This is a genomic window from Promicromonospora sp. NPDC057488 (assembly GCF_042802395.1).
GTDB lineage: Bacteria > Actinomycetota > Actinomycetes > Actinomycetales > Cellulomonadaceae > Promicromonospora.
In genome coordinates this window covers 1-17,086 of record NZ_JBHVEG010000050.1, presented here as the reverse complement: position 1 = coordinate 17,086, position 17,086 = coordinate 1, and the positions used below count along the sequence as shown (strand labels likewise).

At 73.3% G+C, this 17,086-nt stretch carries 14 protein-coding genes; 7 read left to right on the top strand and 7 right to left on the bottom strand.

The window, feature by feature from the left end; all coding sequences use genetic code 11:
* Nucleotides 1–287: 287 nt before the first annotated feature.
* Both ACFU5G_RS12705 and ACFU5G_RS12700 read left to right on the top strand, forming a co-directional pair.
* The gene (locus ACFU5G_RS12705; RefSeq protein WP_377244627.1) at nucleotides 288–899 is read left to right on the top strand and encodes a TetR/AcrR family transcriptional regulator; all 612 of its coding nucleotides are present in this window, start codon (nucleotides 288–290) and stop codon (nucleotides 897–899) included.
* Between the two features lie 104 nt (nucleotides 900–1,003).
* Nucleotides 1,004–2,353, top strand: a complete 1,350-nt coding sequence (locus tag ACFU5G_RS12700; protein WP_377244624.1) for an MFS transporter — start codon at nucleotides 1,004–1,006, stop codon at nucleotides 2,351–2,353.
* Nucleotides 2,354–2,383: 30 nt separating this feature from the next.
* Here the strand turns inward: ACFU5G_RS12700 and ACFU5G_RS12695 are convergent, their stop codons facing one another.
* The 3 genes from ACFU5G_RS12695 to ptsP form a co-directional block, all read right to left on the bottom strand.
* Nucleotides 2,384–3,520 (bottom strand): magnesium and cobalt transport protein CorA, encoded by a 1,137-nt coding sequence (locus ACFU5G_RS12695; RefSeq protein ID WP_377244621.1) that lies wholly within the window; start codon nucleotides 3,518–3,520, stop codon nucleotides 2,384–2,386.
* A 309-nt stretch (nucleotides 3,521–3,829) separates the two neighbouring features.
* Complete coding sequence (locus tag ACFU5G_RS12690) at nucleotides 3,830–4,708, bottom strand: sugar phosphate isomerase/epimerase family protein (protein WP_377244618.1); 879 nt, start codon at nucleotides 4,706–4,708, stop codon at nucleotides 3,830–3,832.
* A 58-nt stretch (nucleotides 4,709–4,766) separates the two neighbouring features.
* A complete protein-coding gene (gene ptsP / locus ACFU5G_RS12685; RefSeq protein ID WP_377244615.1) occupies nucleotides 4,767–6,416 on the bottom strand; it encodes a phosphoenolpyruvate--protein phosphotransferase in 1,650 nt (549 codons plus the stop codon).
* Between the two features lie 254 nt (nucleotides 6,417–6,670).
* Here ptsP and ACFU5G_RS12680 point away from each other — a divergent pair, with 254 nt between their 5' ends.
* Nucleotides 6,671–7,156 (top strand): PTS glucose transporter subunit IIA, encoded by a 486-nt coding sequence (locus ACFU5G_RS12680; RefSeq protein WP_377244612.1) that lies wholly within the window; start codon nucleotides 6,671–6,673, stop codon nucleotides 7,154–7,156.
* Between the two features lie 33 nt (nucleotides 7,157–7,189).
* Entirely contained in the window at nucleotides 7,190–7,834 is a 645-nt protein-coding gene (locus ACFU5G_RS12675) for an HAD family hydrolase (protein WP_377244609.1), read from the top strand.
* A 62-nt stretch (nucleotides 7,835–7,896) separates the two neighbouring features.
* Here the strand turns inward: ACFU5G_RS12675 and ACFU5G_RS12670 are convergent, their stop codons facing one another.
* On the bottom strand, nucleotides 7,897–9,978 hold the full coding sequence (locus ACFU5G_RS12670; protein WP_377244606.1) for an NHL domain-containing thioredoxin family protein: 2,082 nt from the start codon (nucleotides 9,976–9,978) through the stop codon (nucleotides 7,897–7,899).
* Nucleotides 9,979–9,988: 10 nt separating this feature from the next.
* Entirely contained in the window at nucleotides 9,989–10,204 is a 216-nt protein-coding gene (locus ACFU5G_RS12665; protein WP_157237282.1) for a hypothetical protein, read from the bottom strand.
* Between the two features lie 259 nt (nucleotides 10,205–10,463).
* Here ACFU5G_RS12665 and ACFU5G_RS12660 point away from each other — a divergent pair, with 259 nt between their 5' ends.
* Together ACFU5G_RS12660 and ACFU5G_RS12655 are read left to right on the top strand one after the other, a co-directional pair.
* Complete coding sequence (locus tag ACFU5G_RS12660; protein WP_377244603.1) at nucleotides 10,464–11,519, top strand: hypothetical protein; 1,056 nt, start codon at nucleotides 10,464–10,466, stop codon at nucleotides 11,517–11,519.
* 261 nt (nucleotides 11,520–11,780) lie between these two features.
* Nucleotides 11,781–12,122 carry a hypothetical protein gene (locus tag ACFU5G_RS12655; RefSeq protein ID WP_377244600.1) on the top strand — a complete coding sequence of 114 codons (342 nt, stop codon included), beginning with the start codon at nucleotides 11,781–11,783 and terminating at the stop codon, nucleotides 12,120–12,122.
* A gap of 60 nt (nucleotides 12,123–12,182) precedes the next feature.
* Here ACFU5G_RS12655 and ACFU5G_RS12650 read toward each other — a convergent pair whose 3' ends face one another.
* Together ACFU5G_RS12650 and ACFU5G_RS12645 are read right to left on the bottom strand one after the other, a co-directional pair.
* Nucleotides 12,183–14,354 carry an alpha/beta fold hydrolase gene (locus tag ACFU5G_RS12650; RefSeq protein WP_377244597.1) on the bottom strand — a complete coding sequence of 724 codons (2,172 nt, stop codon included), beginning with the start codon at nucleotides 14,352–14,354 and terminating at the stop codon, nucleotides 12,183–12,185.
* A gap of 46 nt (nucleotides 14,355–14,400) precedes the next feature.
* Nucleotides 14,401–16,449, bottom strand: a complete 2,049-nt coding sequence (locus tag ACFU5G_RS12645) for a cytochrome c oxidase assembly protein (protein ID WP_377244594.1) — start codon at nucleotides 16,447–16,449, stop codon at nucleotides 14,401–14,403.
* 167 nt (nucleotides 16,450–16,616) lie between these two features.
* Between ACFU5G_RS12645 and ACFU5G_RS12640 the strand changes: the two genes are divergently transcribed.
* Nucleotides 16,617–16,889, top strand: a complete 273-nt coding sequence (locus tag ACFU5G_RS12640) for a WhiB family transcriptional regulator (protein ID WP_020017492.1) — start codon at nucleotides 16,617–16,619, stop codon at nucleotides 16,887–16,889.
* Nucleotides 16,890–17,086 lie beyond the last annotated feature (197 nt).

Genomic DNA, 17,086 nt, shown 5'->3' with positions numbered 1-17,086 from the left:
TTTCGCCCATGATGCCAGCGTGTTACAGAGAGGAAACACACTTGTGACGGCGTGCTCACGCAATGGCAGCATTCCCGGCCGGGATTTCGCGGAACCGCGCGGAAGTGCCCGGACCGCATTTTCGGGCGACTGAGTCTCAGTGCAAATGCATGAATATCGCGCCTCAAGGGCCAGGCAAAGCGGATCTATCCGAACTTAGCGCCATGTGTCTGCCGAATTCGCCTTCAGCTCCCCACGCCCGCGATCCCGCGTTCCAGTTACTGACGGCGCAGGCATATGATGTCAGCATGCCCAAGATCATCGGCAAGAGCCTGCACGAGCACCGCCAGATGACGAGGCACAAGCTGTTCACCGCTCTGTCCACCCTCATGGCGGAGCGCGGGTTCGACACCATCACCCTGGCCGACATCGCCGCCGCGGCGAACGTCGGCCGGACCGCTGTCTACAACCACTTTCACGACAAGGAAGCGCTGCTCCTCGGGTTCATCACGCACGAGACCGAGCAGTACGCCCACACCCTGGAGCGCGCGCTGGACGGCGTGAGCGACCCCGTGGAACAGCTCCGTACCTACATCCGCCAGCAGGCTCAGCTCACCCGCGTGTTCCACCTCGCCCCCGGCCCGGACCTGCGGACCGTCCTGTCCCGCGCGACGCTGCAGCGCCTGCGCGAGCACGCCGACATCGTGGAGGCGATCCTGCGCCGGATCCTCACCGCGGGGATCGACGCCGGGACGTTCCCGCCCCAGGACATCGAACCGACGGTGCACCTCGTCAACGCGTGCCTGTCGGGGCGCCTCATCCCGGACGAGCCCGTGGCCCGCGAGCGCACCATCCGCGCCGCGGAGTCGTTCGTGCTGCGCGCGGTCGGTGCCCGGGTCCCGGAGCGAGTCCCCGCCTGAGCCGGAGCGGAACCGCAGGCTCAGGCGGCACGAGTAGAGCCTGAGCCGCAGGTACAGCGCAGGGTGCGGGCTTTGGGAACCCGCCTACCGATAGCCTCTGGCGCGTGTCTTCCGCCGCAGTGAGCTCCGAACCCGCACCCTCGATGCGGCCCGAGCCGCTCGGCGGTGCGTTCACCAAGGTCGTCGCCGCGAACCTCAGCTCGAGCCTGGGCGACGGCATCGCCCGGGTCGCCGCGCCGCTGCTGGCCGCCCAGCTGACGGACGACCCGCTGCTCGTGTCGCTCGTCGCCGTCGCCGCCCTGCTCCCGTGGCTGCTGTTCGCCATCCCCGCGGGTGTGCTCGTGGACCGGATCGACCGCCGGCTCGCGCTCGGCCTGGCGGGTGGGGTCCGCGCGCTCGTGGCCGGCGGCCTCCTGGCGCTGCACCTGACCGGGGCGCTCACGATCTGGTGGCTCCTGCTGGTGGTGCTCCTGTACGGCGTGCTGGAGACGGTCTACGACGGCGCCATCCGCGCCGTGGTCCCGTCGCTCGTGGGCCGGGGTGACCTGCCGCGCGCGAACTCGCGGATCGAGGCCACCGAGATCGTGGTGCAGCAGTTCCTCTCCCAGCCGCTCACTTCCTGGCTGCTCGCGATCTCGGCGGCCTGGGCGCTCGGGCTGAACACCGCCGCGTACGCGGTGGCCGGCGGGCTGGCGCTGACGCTGCCCGCGGTGGCCTCCGGCGTCGCCGCGCGCCGTCGTGCCGCCGCGCCGGCCGACCAGCCCGCCCAGGGGGACCCCGCCGCGTCGGACGAGGAGCCGGGCCGAGGCGCCCCGGCCGCCGCCGGCTGGCGGGCCGAGCTGGTCGCGGGGTTCCGGTTCATCTGGGCCAGCGCGATGCTCCGCCCGCTGTGGATCGTGAGCGTGCTGATCGGCATCTGCCACGCCGCCATCACCTCCACGCTGGTGCTGTTCATCCTGGACCGGCTGGACGTGCCCGAGGCCTGGTACGGCACCTTCATGCTGGCCGGCGCCCTGGGCGCTCTGACCGCGGCGGCCACCACGAGCCGGCTCAAGGCGCGCTTCGGGACGGGACCCGTGATGGCGGTCGCGAACGCCGTCGGGCTCGGGGCCTGGTTCCTCGCCGGCGCATTCCCCCTCGTCTGGGTGGGCGCGGTCGCGATCTTCGTGTCGTTCGGCTGCACGACGACGTGGAACGTGCTGGTCATGTCGCTGCGCCAGGCCGCGGTGCCGAACCACCTGCTCGGCCGGGTACACGGGACCTGGCGCACCGCCCTGTGGGGCGCGATGCCGATCGGCTCGCTGGCCGGCGGCCTGCTGGCTCGCACCGGCTACAGCACGCCGCTGCTGGTCGGGGCCGCGGCGGGCCTTATGGTCGCCGTCGCCGGGCACCGGTACATCGCCACGCTGCCCGACCCGGAGACGCTGGACCCGGAGACGCCGGACCCCGCGTAGACCGGGGCACGGCCCCGGCCGGGCCGCGGGTCAGATCCAGCGCTTCCAGCGGAAGACGCCGAACAGGCCCACGCTCACGGCCAGCATGCCGACCAGTGCCGCCGGGTATCCCCACGCCCAGCCGAGCTCCGGCATGACATCGAAGTTCATGCCGTAGACCGTGCCGACGAGGGTCGGGGCGAACAGGATGGCCGCCCAGCCCGAGATCTTCTTGACCTCCTCGCCCTGCCGGATGCTGACCTCGGAGAGGTGCTTCATCTCCTCGTTCTGCCGCTGCGCGACCAGGGTCGCGGCGACGGTGAGGATGTCGCGCAGCGCGGCGCGGAAGACCTCGATGCGGTCGGCGGCCTCGGTGAGGTGGTCGGCGACGTCGCGCAGGTAGGCCTGCAGCTCGGGGTCCACGCCGTACTTGTCGGCGCCCTTGGCGAGCGAGCCGCACAGGGCCTGCTCGGGCCGGACCGCGCGCTGGAAGTCGATGACCTCGCGGGACAGCTCGTACACGCGCCGCGACACGTCGGGGGCGCCGCCCCAGACGTCGGACTCGATCTCGTCGATGTCGTGGTCCAGTCCCGCCACGACCGGCGCGTACCCGTCCACGACGCTGTCGAGGATCGCGTACAGGACCGCCTCAGGCCCGCGGGCGAGCATCTCGCGGTCCGCCTCCAGCCGGGTGCGCACCGCGGCCAGGTCGGGCGAGGCGCCGTGCCGCACGGTCACCACGAAGTCGGGGCCGACGAAGACGTGCAGCTCGCCGAACTCGACCTCCTCGGCGTCGTCCAGGTAGCGGGCGGCGCGCAGCACCACGAACAGGGTGTCGCCGTAGCGCTCGATCTTGGGGCGCTGGTGCGCCTGGATGGCGTCCTCGATCGCGAGCGGGTGCAGGTCGAACTCGCGGGCGAGCGACGTCAGCTCGGTCTCCTCGGGCCGCTCCAGCCCGATCCAGGCCATGCCGCCCGGGCGCGAGCGCAGCGCGCTGAACGTCTCGGCGAGGTTGTCGTAGCGGGCGGTGCGGACGCCGTCGTCGTAGATCGCGGCGGCGACCACCGCGGAGCGCGGCTCGGGGGCGACGGGACGCGGGGCGACGTCGGGCACGACGCCGACGGTGCGGCGCTGGCGCAGGGCGCCCAGCAGCGGGCGGGCAGGACGGGAGGGCAGGAACGTGGCCATGGGAGAACTCCTGGGGTCGAGCGCAGGAAAAGGACTGCGAACACCGCAACAGGGACGGCCGGGCGACCGGTGGACCTCACGCCCCGACGAGGGGCGGAGCGCACCGGTGCGCGAGAGCCCGCGGACACACGGGCGGGGGAACCGTCAGCTCAGCTGCGGTTCGGACTACTCGGAGGCTCGCTACGGGTCATGCGCGCCACCTCCTTCGTCCTGCGGCGGTCCGCCGCACCAGTTCTTGCTCGACGGGGCCAGTCTAGCCCCGTCGCCCCTCGGGATCGAAACAGTTCGAGAGCAACGTCACAGCACGGGTCACCAGGCGTCGTGGGGCCGGTGGTGCGCGCCGGGCGGGGTGTGGAACTCGTGCGGCGTGGGCGACAGGTAGGCCCGCGCGAACTGCAGCGAGGCCGCCAGGTCGTCGTGCCGCTCGGCCGCGCTGCGGGCAGCGCGGGTCGAGATCTCCACGCAGACGTCGCCGCTCCAGCGGCGCGCCACCAGCTCCTGGAGCACCTTCTCCGCGTGCATGCTGCCGCGGCCGGGCACCAGGTGCTCGTCCCGCGCGCCGTGGTTGCCGTCGGCGAGGTGCACGTGCCGCAGCCGGTCGCCGAACGTGTGCAGCAGGGTGAGCGCGTCCTGCTGGGCCACGCTCGCGTGCGACAGGTCGAGGGTCACGGCGTCGTAGTCGTGCTCCGCCGGGTCCCAGCCCGGCAGGTAGGCCTGGAACTCACGCCGGCCACCACGCCAGGGGTACATGTTCTCGACGGCGATCGTGACGCCGGTCGTCTCGCTCAGCTCACGCACCTGGTCCTGGAACTGGCGCGCGTACTTGTACTGCCAGCGGAACGGCGGGTGCACCACCACCGTGCCGGCGCCGAGCTCGAGGGCCATCTCCGTGGTCCGCTCCAGCTTCGCGACCGGGGACCGGCCCCAGACCCGCTGGCTGACCAGCAGCGTCGGGGCGTGCACCGAGCGGACCGGCATGCCGTTGTCGGCGGCGAGCTTCGCGAGCGAGCGCGGGTTCTGGGTGACCTCCTCGGACCAGATCATCACCTCGATGCCGTCGTAGCCGAGCTCGGCCGCGGCCTCGAAGGCCAGCGGGACACGGCGAGGGAAGACCGAGGCCGTCGAGAGCGTGACGTGCACGTCGGGTACGTCGGGCTCCTGCGGTTCGGTCCTGATCGGTTCGGGCATGCGGGCCACCTTAGAGCGCCTACGTGACTGTGATGTGACCTGGAGGTTCAGATGGGGTTCAGGTGAGGAGACGGTCCCGCGCCAGGTCTCGCGCGGCGTCGGCGGTCGAGCACTCGAGCACGGCCCGGGCCAGGTCCACGCACTCGTCGCGGGACACGCCTGCGAGGGTACCCGCGACGTCCGCCAGAGCACGAGGTGTCATGGACAGAGACGTTACGCCCAGTCCGACGAGTACGGGAGCGAGCAGAGGATCTGCCGCCGCCTCACCGCACACCCCCACCGGAGCACCTTGCAACGCTCCGCCCTCGCTCGCCACCCGGACCAGCTCCAGGACGGCGGGCTGCCACGGGGTCGAGAGCACGGCGACCCCGGCCAGGTCCCGGTCGGCCGCCATCGTGTACTGCGTGAGGTCGTTGGTGCCCAGGCTCGCGAACGAGACCTCCGCCAGCAGGTGCCGCGCCTGGAGCGCGGCGGCCGGGGTCTCGATCATGATGCCCGGCGTGTCCAGGCCGTGCGCCGCGCACGCCGCCGCGAAGTCCCGGGACTCGTCGACGGTGGAGACCATCGGCGCCATCACCCAGACCTCTGCGGTCTCGGCGGCGGCGGCCCGGGCGATCGCGCCGAGCTGCCGGTCCAGCACGTCCGGGTGCGCGACGGCGGTGCGCAGCCCCCGGACGCCGAGCGCCGGGTTGTCCTCGTGGTCCGGCGTGAGGAAGCGCAGGGGCTTGTCGGCGCCGGCGTCGAGCGTGCGGACGACGACCCGGCGGCCCGGGAAGTGGGACAGCACGGCCCGGTATGCGGTCACCTGCTCCTCGACGCTGGGCTCCTCGCCCCGGCCGAGGAAGCAGAACTCCGTGCGGAACAGGCCCACACCGCGCGCGCCCGCCTCGGCGGCGGCCGCGGCGGCCGCCGGGTCGGCGACGTTCGCCACGAGCTCCACCTCGGACCCGTCGCGCGTCACGCCCCGGCCGTCGAACGTGGCGGCGGTGACCCGGCGCCGGGCGCCCTCCACGTCGTCGGCCGACGGGGTACGCAGGACCGTGCCGAGCGTGCCGTCGACCACGAGCTCCTCGCCGTGGGCGAGGTCGTTGGCCCCGGGCAGCGCGACGACGGCCGGGATGCCGAGGGCGCGCGCCAGGATGGCCATGTGCGAGGTGGGGCCGCCGCGCGCGGTGACGATGGCGGTGACCACCGCGGGGTCGAGCATCGCGGTGTCCGCCGGGGCGAGGTCGCTCGCCACCAGCACGAACGGGTGCCCGGGGTCCGGCACTCCGGGCGGGGCCGCGCCGGTGAGCGCGGCGACGATGCGGTCGCGCACGTCGCGCACGTCCCGGGCCCGCTCCGACATGGGCGGGCCGAGCGTCTCGAGCTGCGTCGCCACCGAACCGGCGGCGTCCCACACGGCGCGTTCCGGCGTGAGGTGGTCCTCCCGGACGCGGCGGGCGGCGCCGGCGGCGAGGGTCGGGTCCGCGGCCATGGCCGCGGTCACCGCCAGGACGTCGGCCGCGGTGCCCGACGCGCGGCCCGCGCGCTCCGCGAGATCGGCCTCGACCTGGGCGGCGGCCTCCTCGACGGCGCGCACGGCGTCGTCCGCCGAACCCGTCAGACGGCTCGTGCTCGGCTCCGGTACGCGGGCCGGCATCCGAACCACCGTTCCCACCGCGCGGCCCGGGCTCGCCGGGACCCCCGTGAGCCTCTCGCTCGTCATCCGTACGCTCCCTCGGGCTCGTCGTCGAGTGTGCTCGGAACGTTACACGCGACGCACCGGCCGAGCGAGGCCCGGTCCGGGCGGCCCCGGGTGAGGTGCGGGCGAGGTCCGTCCGCGGCCCGGACGGCGGGCCGCGCGGGCCGGGTGAGGTCCGGTCCGGGGTCCGGATCGTCGGCCGCGGCGGCCGGGTGAGGTCCGGTCCACGGCCCGGCGTGCCGCGTTTCCGCGCGGCGTCGTTCTGACAAGATGTCCGCATGGCCGAGGCCCTGAATGTCGGTTCGCCCGTCGCAGGACGGGTGGTGGCGATGCGTGACGTGCCCGATCCCGTCTTCGCGGAGAGCATCGTCGGCCCGGGTCTCGCCGTCGAGCCGGACGCCGAGCTCGGTGGGCGCGTCGTCGCCCCGTGCGCCGGTGTGATCGTCAAGCTGCACCCGCACGCCTTCGTGCTGCTGGCGCCGTCCGCGGACGCCGAACCGACCGGAGGCCGGGGCGTCCTGGTGCACCTCGGCATCGACACGGTGCAGCTCAAGGGCGAGGGCTTCACGCTGCTGGTCGACGAGGGCGACACGGTCACGGCGGGCCAGGAGCTCGTCGTCTGGTCCCCGACCGCGGTGGCCGAGGGCGGCCGCTCGCCGCTGGTGCCCGTCGTCGCGCTGGACCTGGGGCACGGGCGGCTCGACGAGCTGGTGCGGCCCGGCGCCGTCGTCCGGGCGGGCGACCCGCTGTTCCACCTGGCGTGACCGGCACGCCCCGCAGGTCCTAGGGTCGGGGCCATGGTGCGCACGGTGGTGTTCGACGTCGGAGAGACCCTGATCGACGAGTCCCGGATCTGGCTCCGCTGGGCGGAGCGGCTCGGGGTGCCGCCGCTGACGTTCCTGGGCGTGCTCGGCGGCTGCGCCGCGCTCGACCTGTCCCACCGGGAGGCGTTCGAGCTGCTGCGGCCCGGGCTGGACTTTCAGGCCGAGGCCGCGCGCTGGGCACAGGACGACCCGGACGGGCTGCGCACCGGGTTCGACGCCGACGACCTCTACCCCGACGTGCGGCCCGCGCTGACGGCGCTGCGCGAGGCGGGCTTCGACGTCGTCGTCGCGGGGAACCAGCCGCCCGAGGCGCGGGCCGCGCTGGAGGCCATGGACCTGCCCGCGAGCGCTATCCGCACCTCCGACGAGTGGGGCGTGCAGAAGCCGGAGCCGGAGTTCTTCGCGCGGGTCGCGGAGCTCTCGGGGGTCGCGCCGGAGGAGATCGCCTACGTGGGCGACCGGCTGGACAACGACGTGCTCCCCGCCGCCGACGCCGGGATGATGCCGGTGCTGCTGCGCCGCGGGCCGTGGGGATACCTGCACGCGCGCCGCCCGGAGGCCGCGCGGACGACGGTTATCGACTCGCTGACGGAGCTGCCGGCGGTGCTCGCGCGCTGACGTGTCAGACGTACAGGTCACCCGAGGGACCTGTACGTCTGACACGTGGGGTCAGGTCTGGGTCAGCCGCGCAGGGGCAGCGTGAGGCCCGCGTCGCCGTCCGGCACGACGCGGACCGGGACGCCCCAGTCCTGCTGCGCCAGGTGGCAGGCGGGAAACACGTCGGGGTCCGGCTCACCGTTCGGCAGCAGCGGCACCTGGTCGCACGACGCCGCCTTCGCGGTCACGTGCAGGATGCCCTCGGCCACGTCGGGGTTGATCACCAGGTCGCGGAACAGGTCCGTGCCGCTGCCCGCGCCCGACAGCAGCAGCTCCGGCGGGGTGGCGCTGACCTGGAGCGACGTCGACGGGCCCCAGCGGTCGTCGAGCTTCTGACCGGGAGCCGGGGCGAACGGGACGTCGAGGCGCAGCGCGCCGGAGCCCACGTCGGTGGCGGGCCGGGCGACCTTGTGCGCGCCGCCGTCGAGCACCTCGCCCGCGAGGGTCGCCGGCAGCGCCACGCGCGTGAGCCGGTGCGCGGCCGACTCGACGACGAGCAGGTGCACGGCGTCGTCCGCGACCTCGACGAGCACGTCCGACGGCTCCGCGAGGTCCTTGGCCAGGGTGGTCACCTCGCCGGAGGCCGGGTCGTACCGGCGCAGCGCGCCGTTGTAGGTGTCGGCGACGACGACGCTGCCGTCCGGCAGCACCGCGACGCCGAGCGGGTGCTGCAGCAGCGCCTGGTCAGCGGCGCCGTCCCGGTGCCCGAAGTCGAAGAGGCCCTGGCCGACGGCGGTCTCGATCACGACCGTCTCCGACGACGACGCGTTGAGTAGGTGAACGGTGTCCGGCGCGTCCGGATCCACGTCCAGTTCCTCGGAGACGTCCGAGACGGGGGAGAGAACCAGCCGACGCAACGCAGAGGTCTCGGCGTCCGCGAGCCAGACCGTGCCGTCGGACGCCTGAGCGAGACCTGAGGGCTGAGCGAACCAGGCGCCGGCGCCCGGCCCGTCCTCGAGCCCCTCGTTCATGGTCCCGGCCAGCAGTCGCACGGACCCTGACCCGCCGAGCGCGGCGGGGTCGAACGACCACAGCGTATGGTTCCCGGCCATCGCGACGACGAACACGGAGTGGACATCGGACCATTCCACGTCCCACGGGGAGCTCAGCCGCAGCTGGCGCGCAAGGTAGGCCTCCGTAGGGTCGAACGGCCCGGCCTTCCCCGAGATATTTGGGACGAACTGCGCGCCCCGCGGGATCGGATCGCCCGCGAGAGACTCGCCCTCCAGAGCCACGTTCTCCTGACCGCCCACCATGAACTGCTGCCCCGTACCCGCGACCGTGTACACGGCGCCGTCCGACAACCGCACCCCCCGCAGGGCGTGGTTGACCGTGTCGGCGACCACGACGTCGTACCCGAGCGAGTCCCGGAGGTCCTCCGGCACCAGGCACAGCCCGTTCGGCTCGGAGAACCGCGCCTCGCCGGGCCCGCCGTCGACCAGCCCGCGCTCGCCCGAGCCGATGCGGCGGACCAGGGTCTCGCCGTCGGGCCCGAGCTCCGCGAGGGAGTGGTGGCCGGCGTCCGCGACCAGCACGTTCCCGTTCGGCAGCGCGAGGGCCTTGGCCGGGAACCGCAGCGTGCCGGAGGCGGGAGCGGGCGGCACGTACGGCCCCGAGCCGCGGTGCAGGGTGCCCTTCAGGGCGTGCTCGGCGATCAGGTCGGACACGAGCGCGGCGATCGCGGAGCCGTGCCCCTCCCCCGCCATCTGCGCCACGATGTAGCCCTCGGGGTCGATGACCACGAGCGTGGGCCAGGCCCGCGCGGTGTACGCGCCCCAGGTCACCAGCTCGGGGTCGTCGAGCACGGGGTGGCGCACCTCGTACCGCTCGACGGCGGCAGCGAGCGCGGCGGGGTCGGCCTCGTGCTCGAACTTGGGCGAGTGCACCCCGATGATCACGAGCTCGTCGCGGTGCTGCTCCTCGACCTCGCGCAGCTCGTCGAGGACGTGCAGGCAGTTGATGCAGCAGAACGTCCAGAAGTCGAGGACCACGACCTTGCCGCGCAGCTCGGAGAGCGTGACGGTACGGCCGCCGGTGTTCAGCCAGCCGCGCCCGACGAGCTCGGACGCGCGGACCCGGGGAAAGTTCTGGACGCTGGTGCTCACCCGCCCATTGTCACTCCCGGGCCGAACCGTCCTTGCCGCCGTCCGTCCTGCGGGCACGCCACCGCTCCACCAGCGCCTTGTCGGCCCGCCGGCGGGTGAGGTCGCTCTTGCTGGAGTGCACGGCCGCACGGTGCGCGAGCAGGGCAGCGCGGTCCCGCTCGAGAGCCCACATGAGGGCCTCCCGCACGTCGGCACGGGTTACCCGCGCGCTCCGCGTCTCGTCCATCGTCCCGATCATTCTCGCCGTTTCGTGTCTTTCGGCGCCCGTGCCGGGCGCCGCCAACGTTTCAAGAGGCCGCCGGGGATCTTTTGTGACACCTCGGGGCTTCCTGGCTTTCACCCGGCCATGGTTGGGTGTAGCAGAGGAACGTACCGCGCAAACCTGGCAGTGGGATATCCATCTATCGGATGACTTTCCAGGGCAGACCGGCGTGTCGCCATCCTGCTGCCGTGTCGTGTTGGTGGGTGAGGAGAGGATCAGGGGCATGGACCGTGACGAGGCCAGGAAGATGAAGGAGCAGCTCACCACCTTCGCCAGAGAGCTCGCCGAGAAGCACGGGATCGTGGCGACCCCCCGGTCGCCGAGCGCACAGAGCGAGTCGGACGCCGCCGACGCCGTCCGGGCTCCGACCCTGGCGCTCGGGCTGGTGCCGCAGGAGGACGGCGGCTTCGGCATCGCCGTCCGCTACCGGCTCGGGGTGCCCCGGGCCCGTTCGATCGTGCGCAAGGTCTCGGCCGAGATCGGGCCGGACGCCGACATCCGCCGCACCGGCCGCATCCGCCCGGTGAGCGAGCTCGGCCCTCGCCCGCCGGCGCCGACGTCGCAGGCGGACGGCGACACCGACCGGCGCCGTCCGCTGCGGCCCGGCATCTCCATCGGGCACGTGGGTGTCACGGCGGGCACGCTCGGTGCCTTCGTGACCCGGGCCGTCCCCGGCGACGGTCACCTGTACGCGCTCTCGAACTACCACGTGCTGGCCGGCTCCCCGGAGGCTCGGCCCGGCGACGTCGTGCTGCAGCCCGGGCCGGCCGACGGCGGGCTGGCGCCCGGCGACCGGATCGGCGAGCTCACGCAGGTGGTGGACCTGGACTCGGCCGAGCCGTCCTACACGGACGCCGCGATCGCCCGGCTCGACCGGGTGCCGGTGAGCTTCGAGTACCCCGTGGGCCGGGTGATGAAGACCGCGCGCGCCCTGGGCGGTGAGATCGTGGGCAAGGTGGGCCGCACGACGGCGACCACGCGCGGGCGGGTCACCGCCATCGAGCTCGACGACGTGATCGTCGGCTACGAGGACCTGGGCGCCCTCAGCTTCGACGACCAGATCGAGATCGAGAGCCTCGACGACGGCCCGTTCTCACGCGGGGGCGACTCGGGCGCGCTGGTCTACCGGGAGGACGGTGTGGCCATCGGCCTGCTGTTCGCCGGGTCCGAGTCGGGCGGCCGCAGCGGCAAGGGCCTGACCTACGCGAACCCGATCGACCAGGTGCTGGAGATACTGGACGTGGAGCTCGCCAGGGACCAGGCCCATCCGTTCGGATGAACCCCGGGTCGGCGGTCCCGGCTCCGGCCGAGCCGGGACCGGCCGGGTGAATGTTCGCCCTGCGCACCAGCGTTTCCCGCCCCGGGCGTGTCGCGTTCGGCAGCCGGCGCGACGGGCGTGTCCGGACGGCGCGTCGCACCGGACAACCCGGCTGACCTGCGGCGCAGCACCGGACTCTCCGATGCGTCCCAACACCCTCTCCGCCCCCGGTGGAAGGGGGTAGACACGGGGGACACAATGGATGACCAGGAGGTGATCGGGATGGCAACACTCGACGAGGCCAGGTCCGCAAAAGCCGCATTGCGGGAAAATGTGACCGGGCTCGACGGTGTGATCGGGGTTGGCGTCGCCCCAGAGTTCACGGCGTCAATCGGACAGCCACCACGTGACTACCCCGCACGGAAGCAAGGCACGTCGCCGGCCGGCAGGTCCCCTGTCGAGGTCCTCTCGGAGGACGAGCTGGTCGAGCAGGTGGCAGGGCCCGGCGGGAGCTGGGTGCTGCAGGTCAACGTGACCGACGCACGACTCGTGGACAAGATCCCCGAGGAGATCGACGACGTCGCCGTGCGCGTGCGCGTCGTGGGGGCGGTCCGGGCGGGCTGAACCCGGCGCCGGAGCAGAGCGGGTGCCACCCGCTCCACCCCGGCGCACGCCGGAGTCACCTCAGCCGAGCGTCGTCGGCAGCTCGGGCTTCTCGCCGAGCACCTGCTCCGCGAGGAACGCCGACACCACCTGGTACCAGACCTTGGCGTTCTGCGGGGTCAGGATCCAGTGGTTCTCGTCCGGGTAGTACAGGAACCGGTGCACCGTCTCGCCGTCGTCGGACGCCGGCAGGCCCGACTTGGTGAGCAGCTCGAACCACAGCCGCAGGCCCTCGCCGACCGGGACCCGGTAGTCCTTGTCCCCGTGGATCACGAGCATCGGGGTCCGGATGTCGCCCACCGACAGGTGCGGGCTGTTCTCCAGCGCCATCTCGGGCGTCATCTCGCGCGCCCAGTAGAACGACGCGTCCGTGGTGGGGCCGAACTGGTCCAGCGCCCACAGGCTCGCGTGCGTCACCACGGCCTGGAACCGGTCGGTGTGCCCGGCCACCCAGTTGGCCATGTAACCGCCGAACGAACCGCCCATCGCGGCGGTGCGGGTCTCGTCGATCTCGGGCAGCGCCTCGGCGGCGTCCGTGATCGCCATGAGGTCGGTGAACGGGGCCTTGCCCCAGGCGCCCCAGCCGCGCTGGATGAACTCCTGGCCGTAGCCGGTCGAGAGTGCCGGGTCCGGCAGCAGGACGGCGTAGCCCTGGGCCACGAGCAGCCACGGGTTCCAGCGCCAGCTCCACGAGTTCCACGAGCCCAGCGGGCCGCCGTGGATCCACAGCAGCAGCGGGGCCTTGTCCTCCGGCCCGGCGTCGGCGGGCAGCGCCAGCCAGGCGCGCACGCGCGTGCCGTCCTCGGCCGTGGTCTCGATCTCGGTGAGCGCACCCGGAAGCGCAGGAGCCGGCACCGGGGAACGCAGCACGGTCGCCGCGACGGGCGTCCGCTCCCCCGGCGCGCCCGAGGCGACGAAGGCGCCCAGGTCGACGCGCACCGGCTCGGCCGGGGCGGCGTAGGAGCTGCGCAGCGCGAACAGCGTGGCGCCGTCGGGCGTGACGCTCAGGTCGGAGAAGACGGCGTCGTCGGACGTCACCTTCTCGACCACCACGCCGGCGCCCGGGAGCGCCCCTGCGAAGGTGAGCAGGAAGACCGGGCCGCGGCCGTCGTCGTCGGCCTGGACCAGCAGGCCGCTGCCGTCCGGGAGCCAGGTGGGGCGGCCGGGCCAGCGGTCCCAGTCGTCCGCCAGGACCACCGGGTCGGCGGAGCCGTCGGTCGGCACCAGGGCGAGGCGGACCACCGGGGCCTCGTGCGGCGTCGAGATGGACTCCGTCACGTAGCCGACCCAGGCGCCGTCGGGCGAGATGCGCGGGGCGCCGGTGTCGGCGTCCGGGTCGTCCACCAGGACGCGCCGGTCGCCCGTCGCGGTGTCGTGGGCGACCAGGGTGTTGCGCACGGCCGCGCCGGGGTCGCTCACGTTCCAGGTGGTCACGAGCGTCGTGCCGTCGGCGGAGAGGTCGGCGGAGTGGTCCGTCAGGTGGCGGCCCGCGCCGGTGAGGTCGCGCAGGTCGAGGTGCTTGGCCTGCGTGTCCGGGGCGGCTGCCGGTGTCTCGCCGTCGGCCGGCTTCGGCAGGGGTGCGGCGGGCTCGTCGGCGAGCGCCGCCAGGTCGCCGACGAAGCGGCGCTCCTGGTCGGGGCCGAGGTCGTGGTCCCAGTAGCGCACGGGGTAGCCGGTGTGCAGGATCGCGGAGACCTTCTGGTCCTTGCGGGCCTTGCGCAGCTCGGCGTCCTGCGCCAGGTCCTTCGCGGAGGGCAGCAGGCTCGCGGCGACGCTCACGGTGTCGGCGTCGCGCGCCACGAGCGGGCCGCCGACGCCGCCCTGCGGGGCCGCGATGACGCGGGCCTCGCCACCGCCCGCGGGCAGGAGCCAGAGAGCCGGCCGGGGCTCGTCGCCGTCCTTGGCGTCCGGGTCCGGCCGTGCGGAGCTGAACAGGAGGTCACCGGACCGCGTGAACACGGCCGACGACTCGCCCTTGGCGGACCGGGTCAGGCGCCGCGCCGGTGCCTCGCCCGCCGGGTCCACCTCCCAGAGGGCGGTGCGGTAGGCGGTGCGCTCGTCGTCGAGCGTCTGGAGGGTCGCGACGAGCCGGGTGCCGTCGTGGCTGGCCGTGAGGCCGGTGACGCGCGGGATCGCCACGTAGTGGTCGAGGTCGTGGAACGGGGTCTGCGGGGTCTGCGGAGTTTCGCTCACGCCGCCGTCCTATCACGCCGGGGCGCTGGGTGACATGAGTTTTCGCTCAGCCCTCGCCGCGTTTCGCGGCCTGCTCCGCCTTCTTCGCGAGCATCTCGTTGTACGCCTCGAGCTCGGCGTCGCCGTCGCGCTCCGCCTTGCGGTCGCTGCGCCGGGCCTCGCGGGCGTCGGACTTGGTCCAGGAGATCGCGACGGCGACGGCGAGGAGCAGCGTGGGCAGCTCGCCGATGCCCCAGGCGACGGCGCCGCCCTTCTGCTGGTCCACGATGGCGCTCGGGCCCCACGGGCGGCCCATGAGCCCGAACCAGTCGGGGACGAGCAGCGCGGTGCCGGAGGTGAGCGTCACGCCGAAGAACGCGTGGAACGCCATGGTGGCGAACAGCAGCACGAGCCGCATCGGGTAGCCCGGCCGGGTGGGGCCGGGGTCGACGCCGATCAGCGCGTTCGCGAAGAGGTACCCGACGAGCGTGAAGTGCAGGATCATCCACAGGTGGCCCGCGTACGTGGTCAGCGCCAGCTCGAACAGGGGCGTGAAGTAGAAGACGATCATGCCGCCCGCGAACAGGACCGCGGCCACGATCGGGTTGGCCAGGAACCGGCCGAACGCGGAGTGGACCAGCAGCAGCACCCACTCGCGCGGGCCGCGGGAGTCGTCCTTGCGCGCGGGGACCGCCCGCAGCAGCAGGGTGACCGGCGCGGCCAGCACGAGGAACAGCGGCACGACCATCGCCAGGATCATGTGCTGCACCATGTGCGCGCTGAACAGCACGTGGCCGTAGACGGCGGCGCCGCCGTTGGTCGCCCAGAAGAGCACGACGATGCCGAGGCACCACGAGACGGTGCGGCCCACGGGCCACGCGTCCCCGCGGGCGCGCAGCCGGAGCGCCCAGCGCACGTACACGATCAGGGCGGCCGCGCAGGCGAACGCGACGATGACGTCCCACTGGAACTCGGTGAGCCAGCGCAGCGTCGAGGGCTCGGGCGGCAGGGGGTGGCCGGTGACGATCTCGGCCGGGGTCGGGTCGACGATCTCGTCGTCGGGCACGGGGGGTGCCGTGGAGCCGAGGGCGACCGCGACGCCGGACACCGCGCCCATGACCCCGACCTCGACCGCGGCGAGCCGCCAGAACAGGCCGATCGCCGCGTTCCGCGTGGCGCTGCCCGTGGACAGGCGGGCGACGACGGTGCTGCGGTGCAGCCAGCCCAGGCCGCCCAGCACGATCAGCAGCACGGCCTTGACCACGAGCAGGATGCCGTAGTCGGTGGTCAGCCCGTCGAGCGACCCGATCCGGATCCAGGCGCTGACCAGGCCGGAGATCGCGACGGCGGCGAAGCACCACAGCGCGATCGCGGAGTACCGCCGGATCACGTCGGCGGTGGCGGCGTGCCGGAGGCCGACGAAGACGATCGCGGCCAGCCCGCCGATCCACAGGGCCGCGCCGCCGAGGTGCAGGAACAGGGCCGAGATCGCGAGGTCGTGGCTCGCGGCACCGGCCGCGTGCCCCGTGGAGGACTGCATGCCGAGGGCGACCAGCGGCAGCGCCATCGCGCACAGCGCGCCGACCGACCCCCGCACCAGCAGGGCGACGGCGGCCGTGAGGGCCGCGACGATCACGATCCCCAGGTAGGTGCGGCCCACCGCGATCGTCGAGACGTACTCCATCAGCGCCGGGCCGAACGTCGGCGAGTCCAGGGGCAGGTAGGTGGACCACGAGAAGCGCAGGACGAGCTGCACCAGCGCGGCCACGGTCCACACGCCCGCCGCGATCCCCGCGACCCCGAGCGCCCGGTCCACGAGCGGCCCGCGCGGCAGCACCCAGGCGGCCAGCGCGAGCGTGCCGATGGTCACCGCCACGGCCAGCTCGGTGGCCACGGTCGCGACGGGCACGCCCCACCGCACGACGACTCCCGGGTCCGCGAAGTTGGCGAACGCGGTGAACGCCCCGGAGAACGCGCCGGCGGCGAAGAGGGCGGCCAGCGCGACGAGCGCGGCGGCAGGTAGGGCGGCGGCGAGCCACGAGGGGCTGGTCGGGCCGACCTCGGCGCTCTTCCGCGCGGTCCTGCTGGTCCCGTTCCGGGCGTCGGTGGGGGTCACACGGTCCAGCCTAGGCGCGCGCGGCAGCGGTTCTGACCGTCCGCGGGCATCCCGTTGACCACATCGCGAGCATCCCGGCACCAGTGCTTTCGGCGATGTTCAGAAAAAGTTCGGAAGGATTATGCACCAAACCCAACCCTTTAGCCCTCTTCTGCGTTGTGACCAGTGTGGACCTCGTGAACATCATCACCGAGACCGACGACTCCGTGCCGTGCTCGGAACAGCCCGAGCTCTGGTTCGCTGAGCACCCGGCGGACCTCGAGGAAGCGAAGCGCGCGTGCGCCGCGTGCCCGCTCAAGGCGCAGTGCCTCGCGGGCGCTCTCGCCCGCCGCGAGCCGTGGGGTGTGTGGGGCGGAGAGATCGTCGTCGACGGAACCGTGCGCAGCCGCAAGCGCCGTCGTGGCCGACCGCGCTCGATCGGCGGCATGCGCGTGGCGTGACGGCCGCGTGACCAGACGTCGTCCGGGGCACGGCGGCCGCGTCCGGCCGCCGTGATCTGTCGGGCAGTGCGCCGGGCCGTACCGCGGATCTCCCAGACCGATCCGGGCCGGCGCACTGTTCCGGCCGTCCGGCGCTTTGGATCGATCCACACGAAGACGTGCGAAACGTGTCAGACCCCCAGGCCACGAAAGTGACC

Bases quoted from the DNA above. Each gene is read 5' to 3' on its own strand.
- ACFU5G_RS12705 (WP_377244627.1), top strand. From the start codon at position 288: ATGCCCAAGATCATCGGCAAGAGCCTGCACGAGCACCGCCAGATGACG.
- ACFU5G_RS12695 (WP_377244621.1), bottom strand. From the start codon at position 3,520: ATGGCCACGTTCCTGCCCTCCCGTCCTGCCCGCCCGCTGCTGGGCGCC.
- ACFU5G_RS12690 (WP_377244618.1), bottom strand. From the start codon at position 4,708: ATGCCCGAACCGATCAGGACCGAACCGCAGGAGCCCGACGTACCCGAC.
- ptsP (WP_377244615.1), bottom strand. From the start codon at position 6,416: ATGACGAGCGAGAGGCTCACGGGGGTCCCGGCGAGCCCGGGCCGCGCG.
- ACFU5G_RS12680 (WP_377244612.1), top strand. From the start codon at position 6,671: ATGGCCGAGGCCCTGAATGTCGGTTCGCCCGTCGCAGGACGGGTGGTG.
- ACFU5G_RS12675 (WP_377244609.1), top strand. From the start codon at position 7,190: ATGGTGCGCACGGTGGTGTTCGACGTCGGAGAGACCCTGATCGACGAG.
- ACFU5G_RS12665 (WP_157237282.1), bottom strand. From the start codon at position 10,204: ATGGACGAGACGCGGAGCGCGCGGGTAACCCGTGCCGACGTGCGGGAG.
- ACFU5G_RS12660 (WP_377244603.1), top strand. From the start codon at position 10,464: ATGGACCGTGACGAGGCCAGGAAGATGAAGGAGCAGCTCACCACCTTC.
- ACFU5G_RS12655 (WP_377244600.1), top strand. From the start codon at position 11,781: ATGGCAACACTCGACGAGGCCAGGTCCGCAAAAGCCGCATTGCGGGAA.